At 64.3% G+C, this 16,202-nt stretch carries 13 protein-coding genes and 2 pseudogenes; 12 read left to right on the top strand and 3 right to left on the bottom strand.

All coding sequences use genetic code 11. From position 1 onward, the window contains the following. Positions 1-64 precede the first annotated feature (64 nt). The 6 genes from ACETMP_RS30200 (at position 65) to ACETMP_RS30175 (ending at position 2,860) form a co-directional block, all read left to right on the top strand. Positions 65-685 carry a hypothetical protein gene (locus ACETMP_RS30200; RefSeq protein ID WP_375158988.1) on the top strand — a complete coding sequence of 207 codons (621 nt, stop codon included), beginning with the start codon at positions 65-67 and terminating at the stop codon, positions 683-685. A gap of 39 nt (positions 686-724) precedes the next feature. Then, positions 725-1,174, top strand: a complete 450-nt coding sequence (locus tag ACETMP_RS30195) for a DsrE family protein (RefSeq protein ID WP_375158987.1) — start codon at positions 725-727, stop codon at positions 1,172-1,174. Between the two features lie 244 nt (positions 1,175-1,418). Next, the gene (locus tag ACETMP_RS30190; RefSeq protein ID WP_157281764.1) at positions 1,419-1,742 is read left to right on the top strand and encodes a helix-turn-helix transcriptional regulator; all 324 of its coding nucleotides are present in this window, start codon (positions 1,419-1,421) and stop codon (positions 1,740-1,742) included. Continuing rightward, positions 1,739-2,167 carry an SRPBCC domain-containing protein gene (locus ACETMP_RS30185; RefSeq protein WP_375158986.1) on the top strand — a complete coding sequence of 143 codons (429 nt, stop codon included), beginning with the start codon at positions 1,739-1,741 and terminating at the stop codon, positions 2,165-2,167. Before ACETMP_RS30190 ends, ACETMP_RS30185 begins: the two co-directional genes overlap by 4 nt. Before the next feature lie 45 nt (positions 2,168-2,212). Next, on the top strand, positions 2,213-2,416 hold the full coding sequence (locus tag ACETMP_RS30180) for a hypothetical protein (RefSeq protein ID WP_375158985.1): 204 nt from the start codon (positions 2,213-2,215) through the stop codon (positions 2,414-2,416). Positions 2,417-2,425: 9 nt separating this feature from the next. Then, entirely contained in the window at positions 2,426-2,860 is a 435-nt protein-coding gene (locus tag ACETMP_RS30175; protein ID WP_375158984.1) for a DUF1801 domain-containing protein, read from the top strand. Between the two features lie 105 nt (positions 2,861-2,965). On the opposite strand, the gene ACETMP_RS30170 is transcribed toward ACETMP_RS30175, so the two are convergent. From ACETMP_RS30170 to ACETMP_RS30160, 3 genes and pseudogenes are all read right to left on the bottom strand, one after another. Continuing rightward, entirely contained in the window at positions 2,966-4,504 is a 1,539-nt protein-coding gene (locus ACETMP_RS30170) for a SpoVR family protein (protein ID WP_028138203.1), read from the bottom strand. Next, positions 4,501-5,778, bottom strand: coding sequence for a YeaH/YhbH family protein (locus ACETMP_RS30165; RefSeq protein WP_375162030.1), 1,278 nt, complete (start codon positions 5,776-5,778; stop codon positions 4,501-4,503). Before ACETMP_RS30165 ends, ACETMP_RS30170 begins: the two co-directional genes overlap by 4 nt. Before the next feature lie 30 nt (positions 5,779-5,808). After that, positions 5,809-7,751: pseudogene (locus ACETMP_RS30160) on the bottom strand (PrkA family serine protein kinase). 792 nt (positions 7,752-8,543) lie between these two features. Here ACETMP_RS30160 and ACETMP_RS30155 point away from each other — a divergent pair. The 6 genes and pseudogenes from ACETMP_RS30155 (at position 8,544) to ACETMP_RS30130 (ending at position 16,045) form a co-directional block, all read left to right on the top strand. Continuing rightward, the gene (locus ACETMP_RS30155) at positions 8,544-11,393 is read left to right on the top strand and encodes a bifunctional transaldolase/phosoglucose isomerase (RefSeq protein ID WP_375158983.1); all 2,850 of its coding nucleotides are present in this window, start codon (positions 8,544-8,546) and stop codon (positions 11,391-11,393) included. A gap of 12 nt (positions 11,394-11,405) precedes the next feature. Further along, positions 11,406-12,401, top strand: coding sequence for a phosphogluconate dehydrogenase (NAD(+)-dependent, decarboxylating) (gene gnd / locus ACETMP_RS30150; protein WP_375158982.1), 996 nt, complete (start codon positions 11,406-11,408; stop codon positions 12,399-12,401). 27 nt (positions 12,402-12,428) lie between these two features. After that, positions 12,429-13,941 (top strand): annotated as a pseudogene (gene zwf, locus ACETMP_RS30145) (glucose-6-phosphate dehydrogenase). After that, complete coding sequence (gene pgl / locus ACETMP_RS30140; RefSeq protein WP_375162029.1) at positions 13,941-14,690, top strand: 6-phosphogluconolactonase; 750 nt, start codon at positions 13,941-13,943, stop codon at positions 14,688-14,690. The pseudogene zwf and the gene pgl overlap by 1 nt, the downstream one beginning before the upstream one ends. Next, positions 14,677-15,207: a gluconokinase gene (locus ACETMP_RS30135; RefSeq protein WP_375158981.1), complete on the top strand. Its 531-nt coding sequence runs from the start codon at positions 14,677-14,679 to the stop codon at positions 15,205-15,207. The genes pgl and ACETMP_RS30135 overlap by 14 nt, the downstream gene beginning before the upstream one ends. Before the next feature lie 25 nt (positions 15,208-15,232). Then, a complete protein-coding gene (locus ACETMP_RS30130) occupies positions 15,233-16,045 on the top strand; it encodes an HAD family hydrolase (RefSeq protein ID WP_375158980.1) in 813 nt (270 codons plus the stop codon). Positions 16,046-16,202: the final 157 nt, after the last annotated feature.

Here is a 16,202-nt window from a genome sequence, read left to right as displayed (position 1 = left end):
ATGGCAGACCGGCCTGCGCCGCCCCGCCGCGGCGGGCCATTGCCGCCAAGCGCCCGGTGCGATCATGAAGCTTGCCCTTATTCTCCCGCTTGCCCTTGCCGCATTCATCGGCGCCGCCCGGGCCGAGGAAGGCGACGACATCCGCGAGGCCAGCAAGGCTGAATCCGAGGCCTTCAATGCGCGCATGTATGCGGGCAAGCCGGGCGGCAAGGCCTATGCCTGCTTCGTCCGCCGCTACGCCCCCGACCATCTGGTGCGGCACCCCAAGCAGAAGGTCGCCGCGATGAAGCTGCTGATCTCGGCGGAACTGGACAAGGAGGACAAGGAGCTGCACCATTCCTTCCGCCTCGGCTTCTTGTACCGTCACCGCAGCGGCGATTTCGACTCCAGCGGCTCGTGTAATCACGCCGTGTTCACCAGGAATGGCAGCGAGGTGCGCCTCGGCTGCGGCGTCGATTGCGACGGCGGCGGCATCGGCGTTGCGCTCTCCAAGGACGACAAGTCGGCGATCGTGCGGCTCGAGCGGGTACGCGTCTGGCAAAACAACAAGCCGGACGATGAGGCCGAACATGCGCTGGTCGGCGGCGCCGACGACAGGATCTTCCGGCTCGATCGCACCGATACAAGCGAATGCGCCTCGCTGGTGACCGACCGCAAGGAACTCGCCGCGCTGCGCCACAAGTGATACCTTGTCTGGCATCGTCGTCGCTTCAGGGAGTTCACCATGAATCGCCGCAACATCTTGTGGAGCGCCGTCTCGGCACTAGGCGCCGCGTTCGGCGCCTCACGTGCGCAAGCAGCCACCGGAGCCGGCCCGGGCAACAAGCTCAAGGTGGTCTACCACCTCAGCGACGCCGAGAAGGTCAATTTCGTGCTCGGCAATATCCAGAACCATATCGACGGCGTCGGCGGCCCCGACCATGTCACGATCGCACTGGTGATCCACGGGCCGGCGCTGAAGGCGTTTCATTCGGCGCAGGCCAATCCCGATATCAGCAGGCGCGTCAGTGATTTCTCCAAGGACGGGGTCGAGCTCGCCGCCTGCGGCAACACGATGAAGGCGCAGAACGTCACGCTGGCGGATCTGTTGCCCGGCTTCGTCAACCTGGAGAAGGGCGGCGTGGTCCGCATCGCCGAGCTGCAGTCGCAGGGATACTTGTATTTGCGGCCGTAGGACGGGCACCGCCACACCCTCCGTCATTGCGAGCGCAGCGAAGCAATCCAGACTTTCTCCGCGGAGACAAACTGGATTGCTTCGTCGCATCAGCGCAAAATTGCTACGCAATTTTGTCGCGAGATCCTCGCAATGACGCGGAGAGGGGCTGCGCCAGCCATCGCCGTAATCTCCCGTCGCCCTTGACTTACGCATAACTCCACGGTTATGAATTGATCCATAACTTTCCGGTTATGTATCCTTTATGCCCCCCACCCCCGACCTCCTGTTCAGAACCCTCGCCGACCCCACGAGGCGGGCGATCTTCGAGCGACTGTGCCGTGAGGGCGAGCAGACCGTTGGGGCGCTGACGGCGCGATCCGGCGTGTCCCAGCCGGCGGTGTCTAAGCATCTCGGCGCCCTCAAGCAGGCTGGCCTCGTGCGCGACCGCCATGAAGGACGCCAGACCCACTACAGCGCGCAACCCGGCGCGCTCAATCCGCTGATCGACTGGACCGGCCAGATGGCCGGGTTCTGGCAGAAAAGGCTCGATGCCCTCGACGATCTCCTGAAGAGGATGGACCAATGAACGAACCCGCCGAGACGCGCTCCGTCGTGATCGAGCGCGAATTTGCCTTTCCCGCCGAGCGACTCTGGCGCGCGCTGACGCAGCCCCACCTGATCGAGGAATGGCTGATGAAGAACGACTTCAAGCCCGTGGTCGGACATCGCTTCAACCTGCGCGGCGAATGGGGCGGCGTGCTGGACTGCGAGGTGCTTACCATCGAGCCGCAGAAGACCCTCGCTTACACCTGGAATTTCTCGCATGAGGACGCCGCCTTCGACCTCAGGAGCGTGGTGACCTTCACGCTGACGCCGACCAGCGCGGGCACGCATCTGCGCGTCGAGCAGGCAGGATTCAGCCCGACGCAGAAGCAGGCGTTCGGCGGTGCGCATGCCGGCTGGAAGCAGTTCTTGGCAAAGCTGGACGAGGTGTTGGCGCGAGGGGACTAGCCCCTCCGCCGTGTCTATTTCCAAACATTCGCAAGGGAGGATCCGATGAGCACGCAGATGTGGATTCGGCAAATTCATCGTTGGCTGTCGATGGCTTTCACGCTGGCCGTCATTGCCAACATCGTCGCAATGATCATACAGCTCCAGGCCGTGTGGATCGGATTCCTGGCACTCGTGCCACTGATTCCGCTGCTCGCGACGGGGCTGTATCTGTTCGCGCTGCCCTATCTCCGTCGCAGCAACGCGTGAGGCGAGAGAATGAAAAAGGCTGTGACCGCGAACAAGGCCGGCGCGACGGAGGCGAAAGGGCTTTCGCCCGCCAAGCTGATCGACGGCAGGATCAAGGAGCTCGGCGACTGGCGCGGGGACATGCTGAAGCGGGTCCGCGCCCTGATCAAGGAAGCCGACCCTGACGTGGCGGAAGCGTGGAAATGGCGCGGCGTTCCCGTGTGGGAGCACGACGGCATCATCTGCACCGGCGAGACCTACAAGGAGGTGGTGAAGCTGACCTTTACCAGGGGCGCGGCACTCGCCGACCCATCAGGCCTGTTCAATTCCAGCCTCGACGGCAATGTGCGGCGGGCGGTCGATATTCGCGAAGGCGAGACAATCAACGAGAAGGCGCTGAAGGCGCTGATCCGCGCGGCGGTGGAGCTGAATGCAGCGAAGAAGAAGCCGGGGAAGAAGCGCTAGGTAGCACCCTCTCTCCGTTCCCTCCCCCTTGTGGGGTAGGGAACGCACCTTCGTCGGCGCGTCAGCAGGGGCTCATCGTCAAGCGCCCCACACAGCTGGCCCCACTCACGCCACCGCGGCGGGGATCGGGCGCGGGCTCACGACGTATTCGCGCAGGACCTTGTCGTTGGCATCGACCTCGATCAGCGCGACGTCGTAGGTCCAAAGATCGGCGAGGTGCTGCAGCACCCGCTTGGCATCGGTCTCGTTGAGCTGCGCACCCTTGATGACGTGGTGATGCAGGATCAGGCGGCGGTCGCCCGAGAGATCGACGTCGACCACCTCGATATTGGCGTCGATGTAGCCGACATCATGCTGCCGTGCCAGCTCGCGGCGGACGCGGCGGAAACCGCGCTCGTCGTGGATGGCGTCGACCCTGATGCCGGCACGCTCCTCGGGATCGTCGTGCAGGTGGAACATGCGGAAGTGCCGCATCAATTTGGGGCTCAGGAACTGGGCGATGAAGCTTTCGTCGCGGTAATTGGCCCAGACGTCGCGCAGCACGCCCATCACGTCGTTCTTGCCGGCGATGTCGGGGAACCATTCGCGGTCCTCGTCCTCCGGCCTGGTGACGATACGTTCGATGTCCTGCATCACGGCAAAGCCGAGCGCATAAGGGTTGAAGCCGGAGAATCGCGGATCGTCGAACTCGGGCTGGAACACCACATTGGTGTGGGAGCCCAGGAATTCGAGGAAATTGCCGTCGGTGATGCGGCCCTGCTGATGCAGCTGGGTCATGATGCGATAGTGGACGTAGGTCGCCGTCCCCTCGTTCATCACCTTGGTCTGGCTCTGCGGATAGAAATATTGCGCGATGTGGCGGACGATGCGGAGCAGCTCGCGCTGCCAGGGCGCCAGCCGCGGCGCGCTCTTCTCCAGGAAGTAGAGCAGATTTTCCTGCGGCAGGCCGAGCAGCTTGCGGCGGCGCTCGATGCTGAGCGCAGAGCGGGTCTTGCTCTTGCCGGCCGGCACGGTGCGCCAGAGATCGTTGAAGACCTCTTCCTCGTGCTGACGGCGGCGTCCGGCCCGCTTCTCCTCGGCGCGCAGATCGAGCTTCTTCTTGCCGGGATAGCGGTCGATGCCGTGCGACATCAGCGCGTGCGCGGCGTCCAGGGTGCGTTCGACCTCGATGCGGCCGTAACGCTCCTCGCACTGCATGACGTAGTTCTTGGCGAAGTCGAGATAATCCAGGATGCCGTCGGCGTCGGTCCACTGCTTGAACAGGTAATTGTTCTTGAAGAAGTGGTTGTGGCCGAAGGCGGCGTGCGCGATCACCAGGGTCTGCATCGTCGCCGTGTTCTCCTCCATCAGATAGGAGATGCAGGGCGAGGAGTTGATCACGATCTCATAGGCGAGCCCCATCAGGCCCTTGCGATAGGACGCCTCGTGAAAGGCGAAATGCTTGCCGAACGACCAGTGCTTGTAGAACAAGGGCATGCCGACCGACGAATAGGCGTCCAGCATCTGCTCGGCGGTGATGACCTCGATCTGGTTCGGATAGACGTCGAGCCCCAGATCCTTCAGCGCCACCTCCTCGCAGGCATCGGTGATGCGCTGCAAGGTGTGGAAATCCCAATCCGCGCCTTCGAACAATCGTTCCGTCATGGAGCGGCCTTCTCCTGGGAGGTTTCGCGGCGCTGGAACAGGTCGTGGAACACCGGAAAGATCTCGCTGCGCTCCGAGACCTTGCGCATCGAGAGCGGCGCGCCGCTGTTGCGCAGGCGCTCATAGAGGCTCCAGAGCGAGGAGTCGGAGAGATCGAAGGCGCTGCCGCCGGATTCCCCGACCTCGAGATAGGCAAAGAACTGACAGACCGGGAGGATCTTGTCGGTCAGCAGCATGCCGGTGAGCTCGCCGTCGGAATAGGAATTGTCGCCGTCGGAGGCTTGCGCGGCGTAGATATTCCAGTCCGATGGGTTGAAGCGCTCGCGCACGATCTCGTGCATCGCCTGCAGAGCGCTCGACACCAGTGTGCCGCCCGAGGCCGGGCCGTAGAAGAAGGTCTGCTCGTCGACCTCCTCGGCGCGGTCGGTGTGGCGGATGAAGACGATCTCGACGTGCTTGTAGCGGCGCTTCAGGAACACGTAGAGCAGCATGTAGAAGCGCTTGGCGAGATCCTTCATGTGCTCGGACATCGAGCCCGAGACGTCCATCAGGCAGAACATCACCGCCTGCGCCACCGGCCGCGGCACCGTCTCGAAGCGGCGGTAGCGGATGTCGAGCGGATCGATGAAGGGAATGCGCTTGGATTTCGCCTTGAGCTTTTCGAGCTGGGCGAGCAGCACCTCACGCTCGTCCTCGTCGGTGCAGGCCGCGATCGCAGCTTCCAGCTCTTCGATCTCGTCCTTGCGGGGACGCTTGAGCGCGATGCGGCGGGCCAGCGCGAGCTTCACCGTCCGGCTCACCGAGATGTTGGCGGGCGAGCCCGACGTGGTGTAGCCGGCACGCTGGATGCCCTCGCTCTCGGTCTGTGCGATCTTGCGCTTGGCGAGATCGGGCAGCTCGAGATCGTCCAGGAACAGATCGACGAATTCGTCGCGGGACAGCACGAAGCGGAACGCGTCCTCGCTGTCGCCTTCGCCCGGGCCGGAATCCTTGGCGCGGCCCTGGCCCGAACGCTGCAGATAGTCGCCCTCGACGAACTTCTTGTTACCGGGCAGCACCATGTCGCGCGTGCCGCCCTCCCGGCGGAAGCGCGGCTCGTGCATGCCGTCGAGGGGGATCGTGACCTCGCCCCCCTCCAGGACGTCCTTGATGTCGCGCTCCTGCGAGGTCTTCTTGACGGCGCCCTGCACCAGGGACTTGGCCCGACGCAAGAACCGCTGGCGGTTCTCAAGACTCTTGCCGCCTGGATTCAGGCGCCTGTCAATAATGTGAATGGGCACTTTACCATTCGCCTCCCATCCGCCTCAACCGGCCTGCTTCACGCGCATGTACCATTCGACGAGCCGGCGAACCTGACGCTCGGTGTAGCCACGCTCCACCATGCGTGCGACGAACTCGCCATGCTTCTTCTCCGTCTCGCCGTCCTTCTTCGACCCGAAGGAGATGACCGGAAGCAGGTCCTCGACTTGCGAGAATATCCTCTTTTCGATCACGTCGCGAATCTTCTCGTAGGAGGTCCAGGTCGGATTTTTGCCGCCGTTCTGGGCCCGCGACCGTAACGAGAATTTGACGACCTCGTTGCGGAAGTCCTTGGGGTTGGCGATGCCTGCCGGCTTCTCGATTTTCGTCAGCTCCTGGTTCAAAAGCTCGCGATCGAGCAGCTGGCCGGTGTCGGGATCCTTGAAGTCCTGGTCCTCGATCCAGGCGTCGGCATAGTCGACGTAGCGATCGAACAGGTTCTGGCCGTAGTCCGAGTAGGATTCCAGATAGGCCTTCTGGATCTCGTTGCCGATGAACTCGGCATAACGCGGCGCCAGATCCGCCTTGATGAATTCGAGATAGCGCTTCTCGACTTCCTCCGGCAGCTGCTCCCTGCGGATCGCCTGCTCCAGCGCGTACATCAGATGCACCGCGTCGGCTGCAACCTCCTGCGGATCGTGATTGAAGGTCGCAGCCAGGATCTTGAAGGCGAAGCGGGTGGAAACGCCGTCCATGCCCTCGTCGACGCCGGCGGCATCGCGATATTCCTGGACGCTGCGCGCCTTCGGATCGGATTCCTTCAGGCTCTCGCCGTCGTAGACCCGCATCTTGCCGAACAGGGTGGAATTCTCGTGCTTGCGCAGGCGCGACATCACCGAGAACCGCGCCAGCGTCTCCAGCGTCGAGGGTGCGCACGGCGCCGAGGCGAGCTCGGAGCCCTGGATCAGCTTCTCGTAGATCTTCTGCTCTTCGGTCACGCGCAGGCAGTACGGCACCTTGATCACGCAGATGCGGTCGATGAAGGCCTCGTTGTTCTTGTTGGCCTTGAAGCTCGCCCACTCGGCCTCGTTGGAGTGCGCCAGGATCACTCCGGTGAACGGGATCGCGCCGATGTTCTCGGTGCCGATGTAGTTGCCTTCCTGCGTCGCGGTGAGCAGCGGATGCAGCATCTTGATCGGCGCCTTGAACATCTCGACGAACTCGAGCACGCCCTGGTTGGCGCGGTTGAGGCCGCCGGAATAGCTGTAGGCGTCGGGATCGTTCTGGGCGTAGGTCTCGAGGCTTGCGGATGTCGACCTTGCCGACCAGCGAAGAGATATCCTGGTTGTTCTCGTCACCGGGCTCGGTCTTGGCGATCGCGATCTGGCGCAACCGCGACGGCTGGATCTTGGCGACCCGGAACTGGGAAATGTCGCCGCCGAAGGCTTCCAGCCGCTTGTAGCACCACGGGCTCATCAAGCCGGTGAGACGCCGGCGCGGAATGCCGTATTTCTCTTCCAGCATCGGACCGAGCTGATCGGGATCGAACAGGCTGAGCGGGCTCTCGAACACCGGAGAGAGTTCATCGCCGGCCTTGAGCACGTAGATCGGATGCACTTCCATCAGCGACTTCAGCCGCTCGGCCAGCGAAGACTTGCCGCCGCCGACCGGCCCGAGCAGATAGAGAATCTGCTTGCGCTCCTCGAGGCCCTGCGCCGCGTGACGGAAGAAACCAACGATGCGCTCGATGGTTTCTTCCATGCCGTAGAACCCGGCGAAGGCCGGATAGGTCCGGATCGTGCGGTTCAAAAATACGGCCAAGGCGTGGGTCCTTGGCCGTGTCAATCGTCTGAGGTTCACCGATCGCCGCTAGCAATCGTTCGGCCGCGTTCGCGTATTTCATGGGATCGCTTCGACACGATTCCAGATATTCCGCCATCGACAGGTCGTGCTGGCTTCTCGCCTCGAACGACCGAGCGAAAGCGTTGAATAGAGAATCGTTGTACATGATCCCTCTCCGCGTGAGTTCCGCTACAAGCTGAAACGAAAGCAGTTACCGGACCGTTCCTCAGGCCGTTTTCGAATCAGCGTGAGCACATGACGATCATTGGACACCCGGGTGCCGACACGACGCAACGCACAACGTAGGCACTCGTTGAGTTACGAACAGGCACCTGCCCGTATTTTGTGCGAATCTCCGTCTATATTGGCTCATTTCCAGAAAATGTCACTTGGTCGCAACATCCGGGCCTTACCGGGGATGCACTCATCCGGCGTTGCAGCATAGCGATGCGCCAGCGGCGATCTTATGACGCTTGTACGGCGAAGCCTTGAGCGCCGCCTTGAGAGCCGCGTTCATCTTCCTGCTGCAATGCGGTGCGCAGGGTGCGTGTCGCCACGCAGCACTGTATCGAATCGACTGCCAAGTCGTCGGACCGGATGGACGCTCCGATCGTTCTGCGCGGTCAAGTTGACGATGCGGCGGAATGGCCGCTTCAAGTCGGGCGTCGGCGTCAGCACGATCATGTTGTGGCCGCGGCGCCGGTCAGCAGAAATTCGGCAATCGAATTCAGGGCGAACCGACGTTGCCGACTGGACTCTGCCGCGCTTTCGGCCGACGACTTTTTACGCAACAGGGCTACTACCGCCGGGATCGCCATGATCGCGGCGGAGTTACACCGGAGGGTAGGACGCCTGTACCCTTGATTGGTTCCCTCCCGGGAGCATGTACGCTAGAGGATAGCGCGTCAGGACTGGCGCGGAAACCCCTCGCCCGCAGGCTTGGAGATAAATAAGCATCATGAATCCCGTCAAAGAACTGGAAAAGCACGGACAAGCCGTCTGGCTGGACTTCCTGGCCCGTGGCTTCATCGCCAAGGGCGACCTGAAGCGGCTGATCGACACCGACGGCGTCAAGGGCGTCACCTCCAATCCCTCGATCTTCGAGAAGGCGATCGGCAGCTCGGACGAATACGATGCCCCGATCGGCAAGGCACTGAAGCGCGGCGACCGGAGCGTGGCCGATTTGTTCGAGGCTGTCGCGGTCGAGGACATCCAGAACGCCGCCGACGTGCTCCGCCCGGTCTATGACCGCCTCAAGGGAGGCGACGGCTATGTCAGCCTGGAGGTCTCGCCCTATCTCGCCATGGACACATCGGGCACGGTCGCCGAAGCGCGGCGGCTCTGGAAGGACGTTGACCGCAAGAACCTGATGGTGAAGGTGCCGGCGACGCCCGAGGGCCTGCCGGCGATCGAGACGCTGATCGGCGAGGGCATCAGCATCAACATCACGCTGCTGTTCTCCAGGGCGGTCTACCTTCAGGTGGCCGAAGCCTACATCGCCGGGCTCGAGAAATACGTCGCCGGCGGCGGCGACCCCGCTTATGTCGCGAGCGTGGCGAGCTTCTTCGTCAGCCGCATCGATTCCGTGGTCGACAAGCAGCTCGACGACAAGATCGCCCGCGCCAACGACCCGTCAGAGAAGGAGCGGCTCGCCGCACTGAAGGGCAAGGTCGCGATCGCCAACGCCAAGGTCGCCTACCAGGACTACAAACGCCTGTTCGCAGGTCCCCGCTGGGACAAGCTCGCCGCCAAGGGTGCCAAGCCGCAGCGCATGCTGTGGGCCTCGACCGGCACCAAGAACAAGGATTACAGCGACGTCCTTTATGTCGAGGAGCTGATCGGCCCGGACACCATCAACACGGTCCCCCCGGCGACGCTGGACGCATTCCGCGACCACGGCAAGCCGCGCGACAGCCTGGAGGAGAACGTCGATGACGCCAGGCGCGTGCTGGAGGAGCTGGAGCGCTCCGGCATCTCGCTCGACGCCATCACCGAGGAGCTGGTCAAGGACGGCGTCAAGCTGTTCGCGGACGCCGCCGACAAGCTCTACGGCGCGGTTGCCCACAAGCGCGCCACCGTGCTCGCCCCCGCACTCGATCGGCAGCTTCTCTCGCTGGGCGACGGCCTCGGCAAGGCGGTGGCCAAGAGCACGGAGGAATGGCGGGCGTCCGCCAAGATCCGCAGGCTGTGGCAGCGCGACAAGTCGGTCTGGACCGGCGCCGACGAGGACAAATGGCTCGGCTGGCTCGACAGCCCCGCCAAGGCCGACGTCGCCGATTACGAGGATTATGCGGGCCGCGTGAAGGGGCAGAAATTCTCCGACGCCGTCGTGCTCGGCATGGGCGGATCGAGCCTCGGCCCCGAGGTGCTGGCCGAGACCTTCGGCAAGAAGCCCGGCTTCCCGAAGCTGCATGTGCTGGATTCGACCGACCCGGCCGAGGTCCGCGCGATGGAGGCGAAGATCGACATCGCCAACACCGTGTTCATCGTCTCGAGCAAGTCCGGCGGCACCACCGAGCCGAACGCGATGAAGGACTATTTCCATCAGCAGGTTGCCAAGGCGGTGGGTGCGAAGGTGAAGACCGGCCACCGCTTCATCGCGGTGACCGATCCCGGCTCATCGCTGGAGAAGGCGGCGAAGAAGCTGAACTATGCCCGCATCTTCCACGGCGAGCCGTCGATCGGCGGCCGCTATTCGGTGCTGTCGCCGTTCGGCCTGGTACCGGCCGCAACCGCCGGTATCGACGTCAAGACCTTCGTCAAGCATGCGCTCTCGATGGCCCGCTCCTGCGGCCCGGACGTGCCGCCAAGCGAAAACCCGGGCGTGCAGCTCGGCCTTGCCATGGGCCTGGCCGGCCTCGAAGGCCGCGACAAGGTGACGATCCTGGCCTCGAAGAAGATCGCCGATTTCGGCGCCTGGGCCGAGCAGCTCATCGCGGAATCGACCGGCAAGGAAGGCAAGGGCCTGATCCCGATCGAGGGCGAGCCGCTGGGCGACCCCTCTGTTTACGGCAACGACCGCTTCTTCATCGACATCCGCGTCGAGGGCGAAGCGGACGCCGCCCACGATTCCAAGCTCGCCGCCATCGAAGCGGCCGGCCATCCCGTGGTGCGCATCGTCATGAAGTCGATCGACCATCTCGGCCAGGAGTTCTTCCGCTTCGAGATGGCAACGGCTGTGGCGGGCTCGATCCTCGGCATCAACCCGTTCGACCAGCCGGACGTGGAAGCGGCCAAGATCAAGACCCGTGAGCTCACGGCCTCGTTCGAGAAGACCGGCGCGCTGCCGGAAGAGCAGCCGGTGATCAGCACCGACGAGGCCGATCTCTACACCGACGAGGCCAACGCCACGGCGCTGCGCGCCGCCGGCGCCAATGGCGACCTCGCCTCCTGGCTGAAGGCGCATCTGTCGCGATCCAGCGACGGCGACTACGTCGCGCTGCTCGGCTACATCGCGCGCGACAAGGCGACGATCGACGCGCTGCAGGCGATGCGGCTGGAGGTGCGCGAAAAGCGGCATGTCGCGACCTGCGCCGAGTTCGGACCGCGTTTCCTGCACTCGACCGGGCAGGCTTACAAGGGCGGACCCGACAGCGGCGTGTTCCTCCAGATCACCGCCGATGACGCCAAGGATCTCAAGGTGCCGGGCCAGAAGGCGAGCTTCGGCGTGATCAAGGCGGCCCAGGCGCGCGGCGATTTCGACGTGCTGACCGAACGCGGCCGGCGCGCGCTGCGGGTGCACCTGAAGGGCGAACTCAAGAAGGGCCTCGCCGCGCTCAATGCAGCGCTCAACGACGCGCTGAACTAAGGAATATTGCCAATGCAACTCGGCATGATCGGCCTCGGCCGGATGGGCGGCAACATCGTTCGCCGCCTGATACGCCAGGGACATTCGACCGTGGTCTACGATAAGGACGCCAAGGCGGTCGCGGGCCTTGCCGTCGACGGCGCAGTCGGCTCCGCGTCGCTCGAGGACTTCATCTCGAAGCTCGAGCGGCCGCGCACGGCCTGGGTGATGCTGCCGGCCGGCCACATCACCGAGACGACGATCGACACGATCGCCGGCGTGATGCAGGAAGGCGACGTCATCATCGACGGCGGCAACACCTTCTGGCAGGACGACGTCCGCCGCGGCAAGGCGCTGAAGGCGCGCGGCATCCACTATGTCGACGTCGGCACCTCGGGCGGCGTCTGGGGGCTCGACCGCGGCTATTGCATGATGATCGGCGGCGAGAAGACCGTGGTCGACCGGCTCGATCCGATCTTCGCCGCGCTCGCCCCCGGCGCCGGCGACATTCCGCGCACCGAGGGGCGCGAGGGCCGCGATCCCCGCATCGAGCAGGGCTATATCCACGCCGGCCCCGTTGGCGCCGGGCATTTCGTCAAGATGATCCACAACGGCATCGAATACGGCCTGATGCAGGCCTATGCCGAAGGCTTCGACATCCTCAAGAACGCCAATATCGAGGCCCTGCCGGCGGATCACCGCTACGATTTCGATCTCGCCGACATCGCGGAAGTGTGGCGACGCGGCAGCGTGATCCCGTCATGGCTGCTCGACCTCACCTCGACCGCGCTCGCGGACAGCCCGCAGCTGTCCGAATATTCCGGCTTCGTCGAGGATTCCGGCGAAGGACGCTGGACCGTGAATGCCGCGATCGACGAGGCCGTACCGGCCGAAGTGCTGACCGCCGCGCTCTACACACGTTTTCGTTCCCGTCGGGAACACACCTTCGCCGAGAAAATTCTCTCCGCGATGCGCGCGGGATTCGGCGGCCACAAGGAGCCGAAGCAACCGGGCCCGAAGCCGAAGTAAGACGTAACAAGCGAAGGCTCATCATTCGTGACAAAAGATCCGCAGCCAAAGCGCAAGCCGGAAAATTGCGCCTTCGTCATCTTTGGCGTGACCGGCGACCTCACCCACCGGCTGGTGATGCCGTCGCTGTACAATCTCGCCGCCGAGAACCTGTTGCCGGAAAAAATTCTGCGTCGTCGGCGTCGGCCGCAAGAGTCAGTCGGATGACGAGCTGCGCGACAGCCTGATGAAGGGCTTGCGCGAATTAGCGACGCGGCCGGTCGACGACGACGTCGCAACACAGCTGCTGCAATGCGTCACCTTCGTCGAGGCCGATCCGAAGGACCCGCCGTCGTTCGACCGCCTGCGCGAGCATCTGGACTCGCTGGAGTGCTCGCAAGGCACCGGCGGCAACCGCCTGTTCTACCTTGCCACCCCGCCGGCGGCGTTCGCGCCGACCGCGCGCGAGCTCGGCCGCACCGGTTTGATGAAGGAGAACGGCGCCTGGCGGCGGCTGGTGATCGAAAAGCCGTTCGGCACCGACCTCGCTTCGGCGCGCGCGCTCAACGCCGAGCTCCTGAAGATCATGGAGGAGCACCAGATCTACCGGATCGATCATTATCTCGGCAAGGAGACGGTGCAGAACATCCTGGTGCTGCGCTTTGCCAACGGCATGTTCGAGCCGATCTGGAATCGCAACCACATCGACCACATCCAGATCACGGTGGAGGAGAAGCTCGGCGTCGGCCATCGCGGCGGCTTCTACGATTCGACCGGCGCGCTCCGCGACATGGTGCCGAACCATCTGTTCCAGCTGATGTCGCTGGTCGCGATGGAGCCGCCGGCGCGTTTCGATGCGCATTCCGTGCGCTCCGAGAAGGCCGAGGTGCTCACCTCGATTCAGCAGCCGAGCAAGGAAGAAGCCTTGAGGAATTCGGTGCGCGCGCAATATCTCGCAGGACGCATCGGCGACGAGGAGATCCCGGACTATCGCAAGACCGCGGAAGTCAAGCCCGGCAGCACCACCGAGACCTATGTCGCACTGAAGCTGATGATCGACAATTGGCGCTGGGCCGGCGTGCCGTTCTATCTGCGCACCGGCAAGGCGCTGGCGCACAAGCGCACGGAAGTGGCGATCAAGTTCAAGCAGGCGCCGCTGTCGATGTTCTCAGGCACAGCGATCGACCGCCTGTCGCAGAACTTCCTCACCATCGGCATCGCGCCGACCGAGACCATCGAGCTGCAGTTCAACGCCAAGATCCCGGGGCCGAGCGTCACCATCGACGGTGTCGAGATGAAGTTTCGCTATGGCGACTATTTCCGGGCCGATCCCTCGACCGGCTATGAGACGCTGATCTACGACTGCATGATCGGCGACAATATCCTGTTCCAGCGCGCCGATGGCATCGAGGCCGGATGGCAGGCGGTGCAGCCGTTCCTCGACGCCTGGAAAAGCGCGGGCACCAACGGCATCGAGACCTATGAAGCCGGCAGCGACGGGCCGAAATGCGCCGACGAGCTGCTGCGGCGCGACGGGCGAAGCTGGCGGAAGTTCTCGTGATGGCCGCGGCGGGCCAGCCGAAGCTGATCGTGGAGGCCGACGCCGAGGCCCTCGCCCGCGCCGCGGCCGAGCGGGTGATGGCACGGATCGCGGCCAATCCCGACCGCATCGCGATCTGCCTGACCGGCGGCTCCAGCCCGAAGAAGCTCTATCAATTGCTCGGCAGCGAGGCCTGGCGCGGCAGGATCCCGTGGCAACGCGTACACTGGTTCATCGGTGACGAGCGCTTCGTCCCCGCGAGCGATCCCCTCAACAACATGGCGGTCGCGCGCGCGACGTTCCTCGACCGCAATGCAGCCTCGAGCCACATTCACCCGATTCAGACCGCGACCGAGACTCCCGAGCAGAGCGCCGCCGCCTATGCGCGCGAGCTGCAGGCCTTCTACGGCTCCGACCGCCTCGATCCCTCGCGCCCGCTGTTCGATTTGGTCCTGATGGGCGCGGGACCGGACGGCCACACCGCTTCGCTGTTTCCCGGCTTCCCCGAAATCGAGGAGAACGAGCGCTGGGTCGTTGGGGTGCCCAAGGCCAATGTCGCCCCTTTCGTGCCGCGGGTCTCGCTCACCCTGCCCGCTTTGGCGTCCTGCCGCGAAATGCTGTTTCAGATTGCCGGGCACGACAAGCAACCGATCTTGACGCGCCTCCTCAATGGCGAGACTTTGCCGGCCTTGCGCGCGCGCTCGGCTGGCGAGACCGTCTGGCTGGTCGATAGAGCCGCGCTTCCGGAGGGCATTCGTGGGCCGCGTTGACGCACCTTGTGCATTGATCGTGATGGGCGTGTCGGGGTCGGGCAAGAGCACGATCGCCGAAGCGCTCGGCCAGCGGCTCGGCTGGCGCTTCGAGGACGGCGACAGCTTCCATCCCGCCAGCAATGTCGAGAAGATGCGGGCCGGACACCCGCTCACCGACGAGGACCGCTGGCCCTGGCTCAACGCCATCGCCGACGAGATCGGGCGGGTCTGCGGACGCGGCGAGCACATCATCATCGCCTGCTCGGCGCTGAAGCACGCCTACCGTGACGTGCTGCTGCGCGGGCGCGACGATGTCCGTTTCGTCTTCCTGAAAGGCACCCGGGAGCTGATCGCCGAACGGCTCGCGCACCGCAAAGGCCACTTCATGCCGCCCGGGCTGCTGACGAGCCAGTTCGAGACGTTGGAGCCGCCGGAGGCGAGCGAGCACGTCATCACCGTTTCGATCGACGAAACCGTCGAGGCGATCGTGGACGGCATCGTCCGGCAACTGAGACTGGGCGGCACGAGCCGCTGAGGCGCAAGCAACGTTAGGGCCTGTCATGACGCAAATCTCACTCGTGGTGTCCGACGTCGACGGCACGCTGCTGACGAAAGACAAGACTCTGACGGACCGCGCGAGGGGCGCGGTGCAGCGGTTGCACGAGGCCGGCATCGGCTTCACCATCACGTCCAGCCGTCCCGCGATTGGCATGCGCTTCCTGATCGAGCCGCTGGCGCTCTGGCTTCCGGTCGGCCCTTTCAACGGCTCCTCGATCGTCGATCCGGAGATGCGGCCGGTCGAGCAGCATCTGATCCCGGCCGGCGCCGCCGAGCGCGCCTTGCAGATCCTTCGCGAGTTCGGCGCCGACATCTGGCTGTTCACCACCGACCAATGGCTGATCGACAACCCGAGCGGACAATACGTCGCGCATGAGCGTCACACGATCCGATCGGACCCGACCATCGTGACGGATTTTTCGCCCTATCTCGCAAGCGCCTGCAAGATCGTCGGCGCCAGCGCCGATGCTGCCCGCCTCGAGGCTTGCGAGAAGGCGATGCAGCAGGCGCTCGGCAGCCAAGCCAACGCCGTACGGTCGCAGACCTATTATCTCGACGTCACCCCGCCCGGCTTCGACAAGGGTACCTTCGTCGCGGCGATGGCCAAGCGCCTGGGCATCGCGACCGCTGCCGTCGCCACCATCGGCGACATGCAGAACGACCTTGCGATGTTCGCCGTCAGCGGCACCTCGATCGCCATGGGCAACGCCGCCGACAACGTCAAGGACCAGGCCACCCACGTCACCGCGAGCAACGAGCAGGACGGCTTTGCGGAAGCGATGGAGATGATCCTGAAGCGGAACGGGTTAGGTTGAGCCTGCTGCCAGTCGTTTCACCTCTCCCGCTTGCTTTGCGGGAGAGGTCGCCGCGCAGCGGCGGGTGAGGGCTCTGTCCTTCCGGGGGGTGTCTCGCTCAGCGGAGACACCCTCTCCCCCGCCGTCCCCCGCAAGCGGGGGAGGGAGCGCACCTCCC

It is taken from the genome of Bradyrhizobium dasycarpum (genome assembly GCF_042019905.1).
GTDB lineage: Bacteria > Pseudomonadota > Alphaproteobacteria > Rhizobiales > Xanthobacteraceae > Bradyrhizobium > Bradyrhizobium japonicum_B.
The sequence above is the reverse complement of the archived record's forward strand: the minus strand, read 5'-3'. Positions and strand labels throughout refer to the sequence as shown.

Coding starts and splice junctions, on each gene's coding strand:
- pgl (WP_375162029.1), top strand. CDS start 13,941: ATGGCCGCGGCGGGCCAGCCGAAGCTGATCGTGGAGGCCGACGCCGAG.
- ACETMP_RS30200 (WP_375158988.1), top strand. CDS start 65: ATGAAGCTTGCCCTTATTCTCCCGCTTGCCCTTGCCGCATTCATCGGC.
- ACETMP_RS30175 (WP_375158984.1), top strand. CDS start 2,426: ATGAAAAAGGCTGTGACCGCGAACAAGGCCGGCGCGACGGAGGCGAAA.
- ACETMP_RS30195 (WP_375158987.1), top strand. CDS start 725: ATGAATCGCCGCAACATCTTGTGGAGCGCCGTCTCGGCACTAGGCGCC.
- ACETMP_RS30185 (WP_375158986.1), top strand. CDS start 1,739: ATGAACGAACCCGCCGAGACGCGCTCCGTCGTGATCGAGCGCGAATTT.
- gnd (WP_375158982.1), top strand. CDS start 11,406: ATGCAACTCGGCATGATCGGCCTCGGCCGGATGGGCGGCAACATCGTT.
- ACETMP_RS30170 (WP_028138203.1), bottom strand. CDS start 4,504: ATGACGGAACGATTGTTCGAAGGCGCGGATTGGGATTTCCACACCTTG.
- ACETMP_RS30190 (WP_157281764.1), top strand. CDS start 1,419: ATGCCCCCCACCCCCGACCTCCTGTTCAGAACCCTCGCCGACCCCACG.
- ACETMP_RS30155 (WP_375158983.1), top strand. CDS start 8,544: ATGAATCCCGTCAAAGAACTGGAAAAGCACGGACAAGCCGTCTGGCTG.
- ACETMP_RS30180 (WP_375158985.1), top strand. CDS start 2,213: ATGAGCACGCAGATGTGGATTCGGCAAATTCATCGTTGGCTGTCGATG.
- ACETMP_RS30130 (WP_375158980.1), top strand. CDS start 15,233: ATGACGCAAATCTCACTCGTGGTGTCCGACGTCGACGGCACGCTGCTG.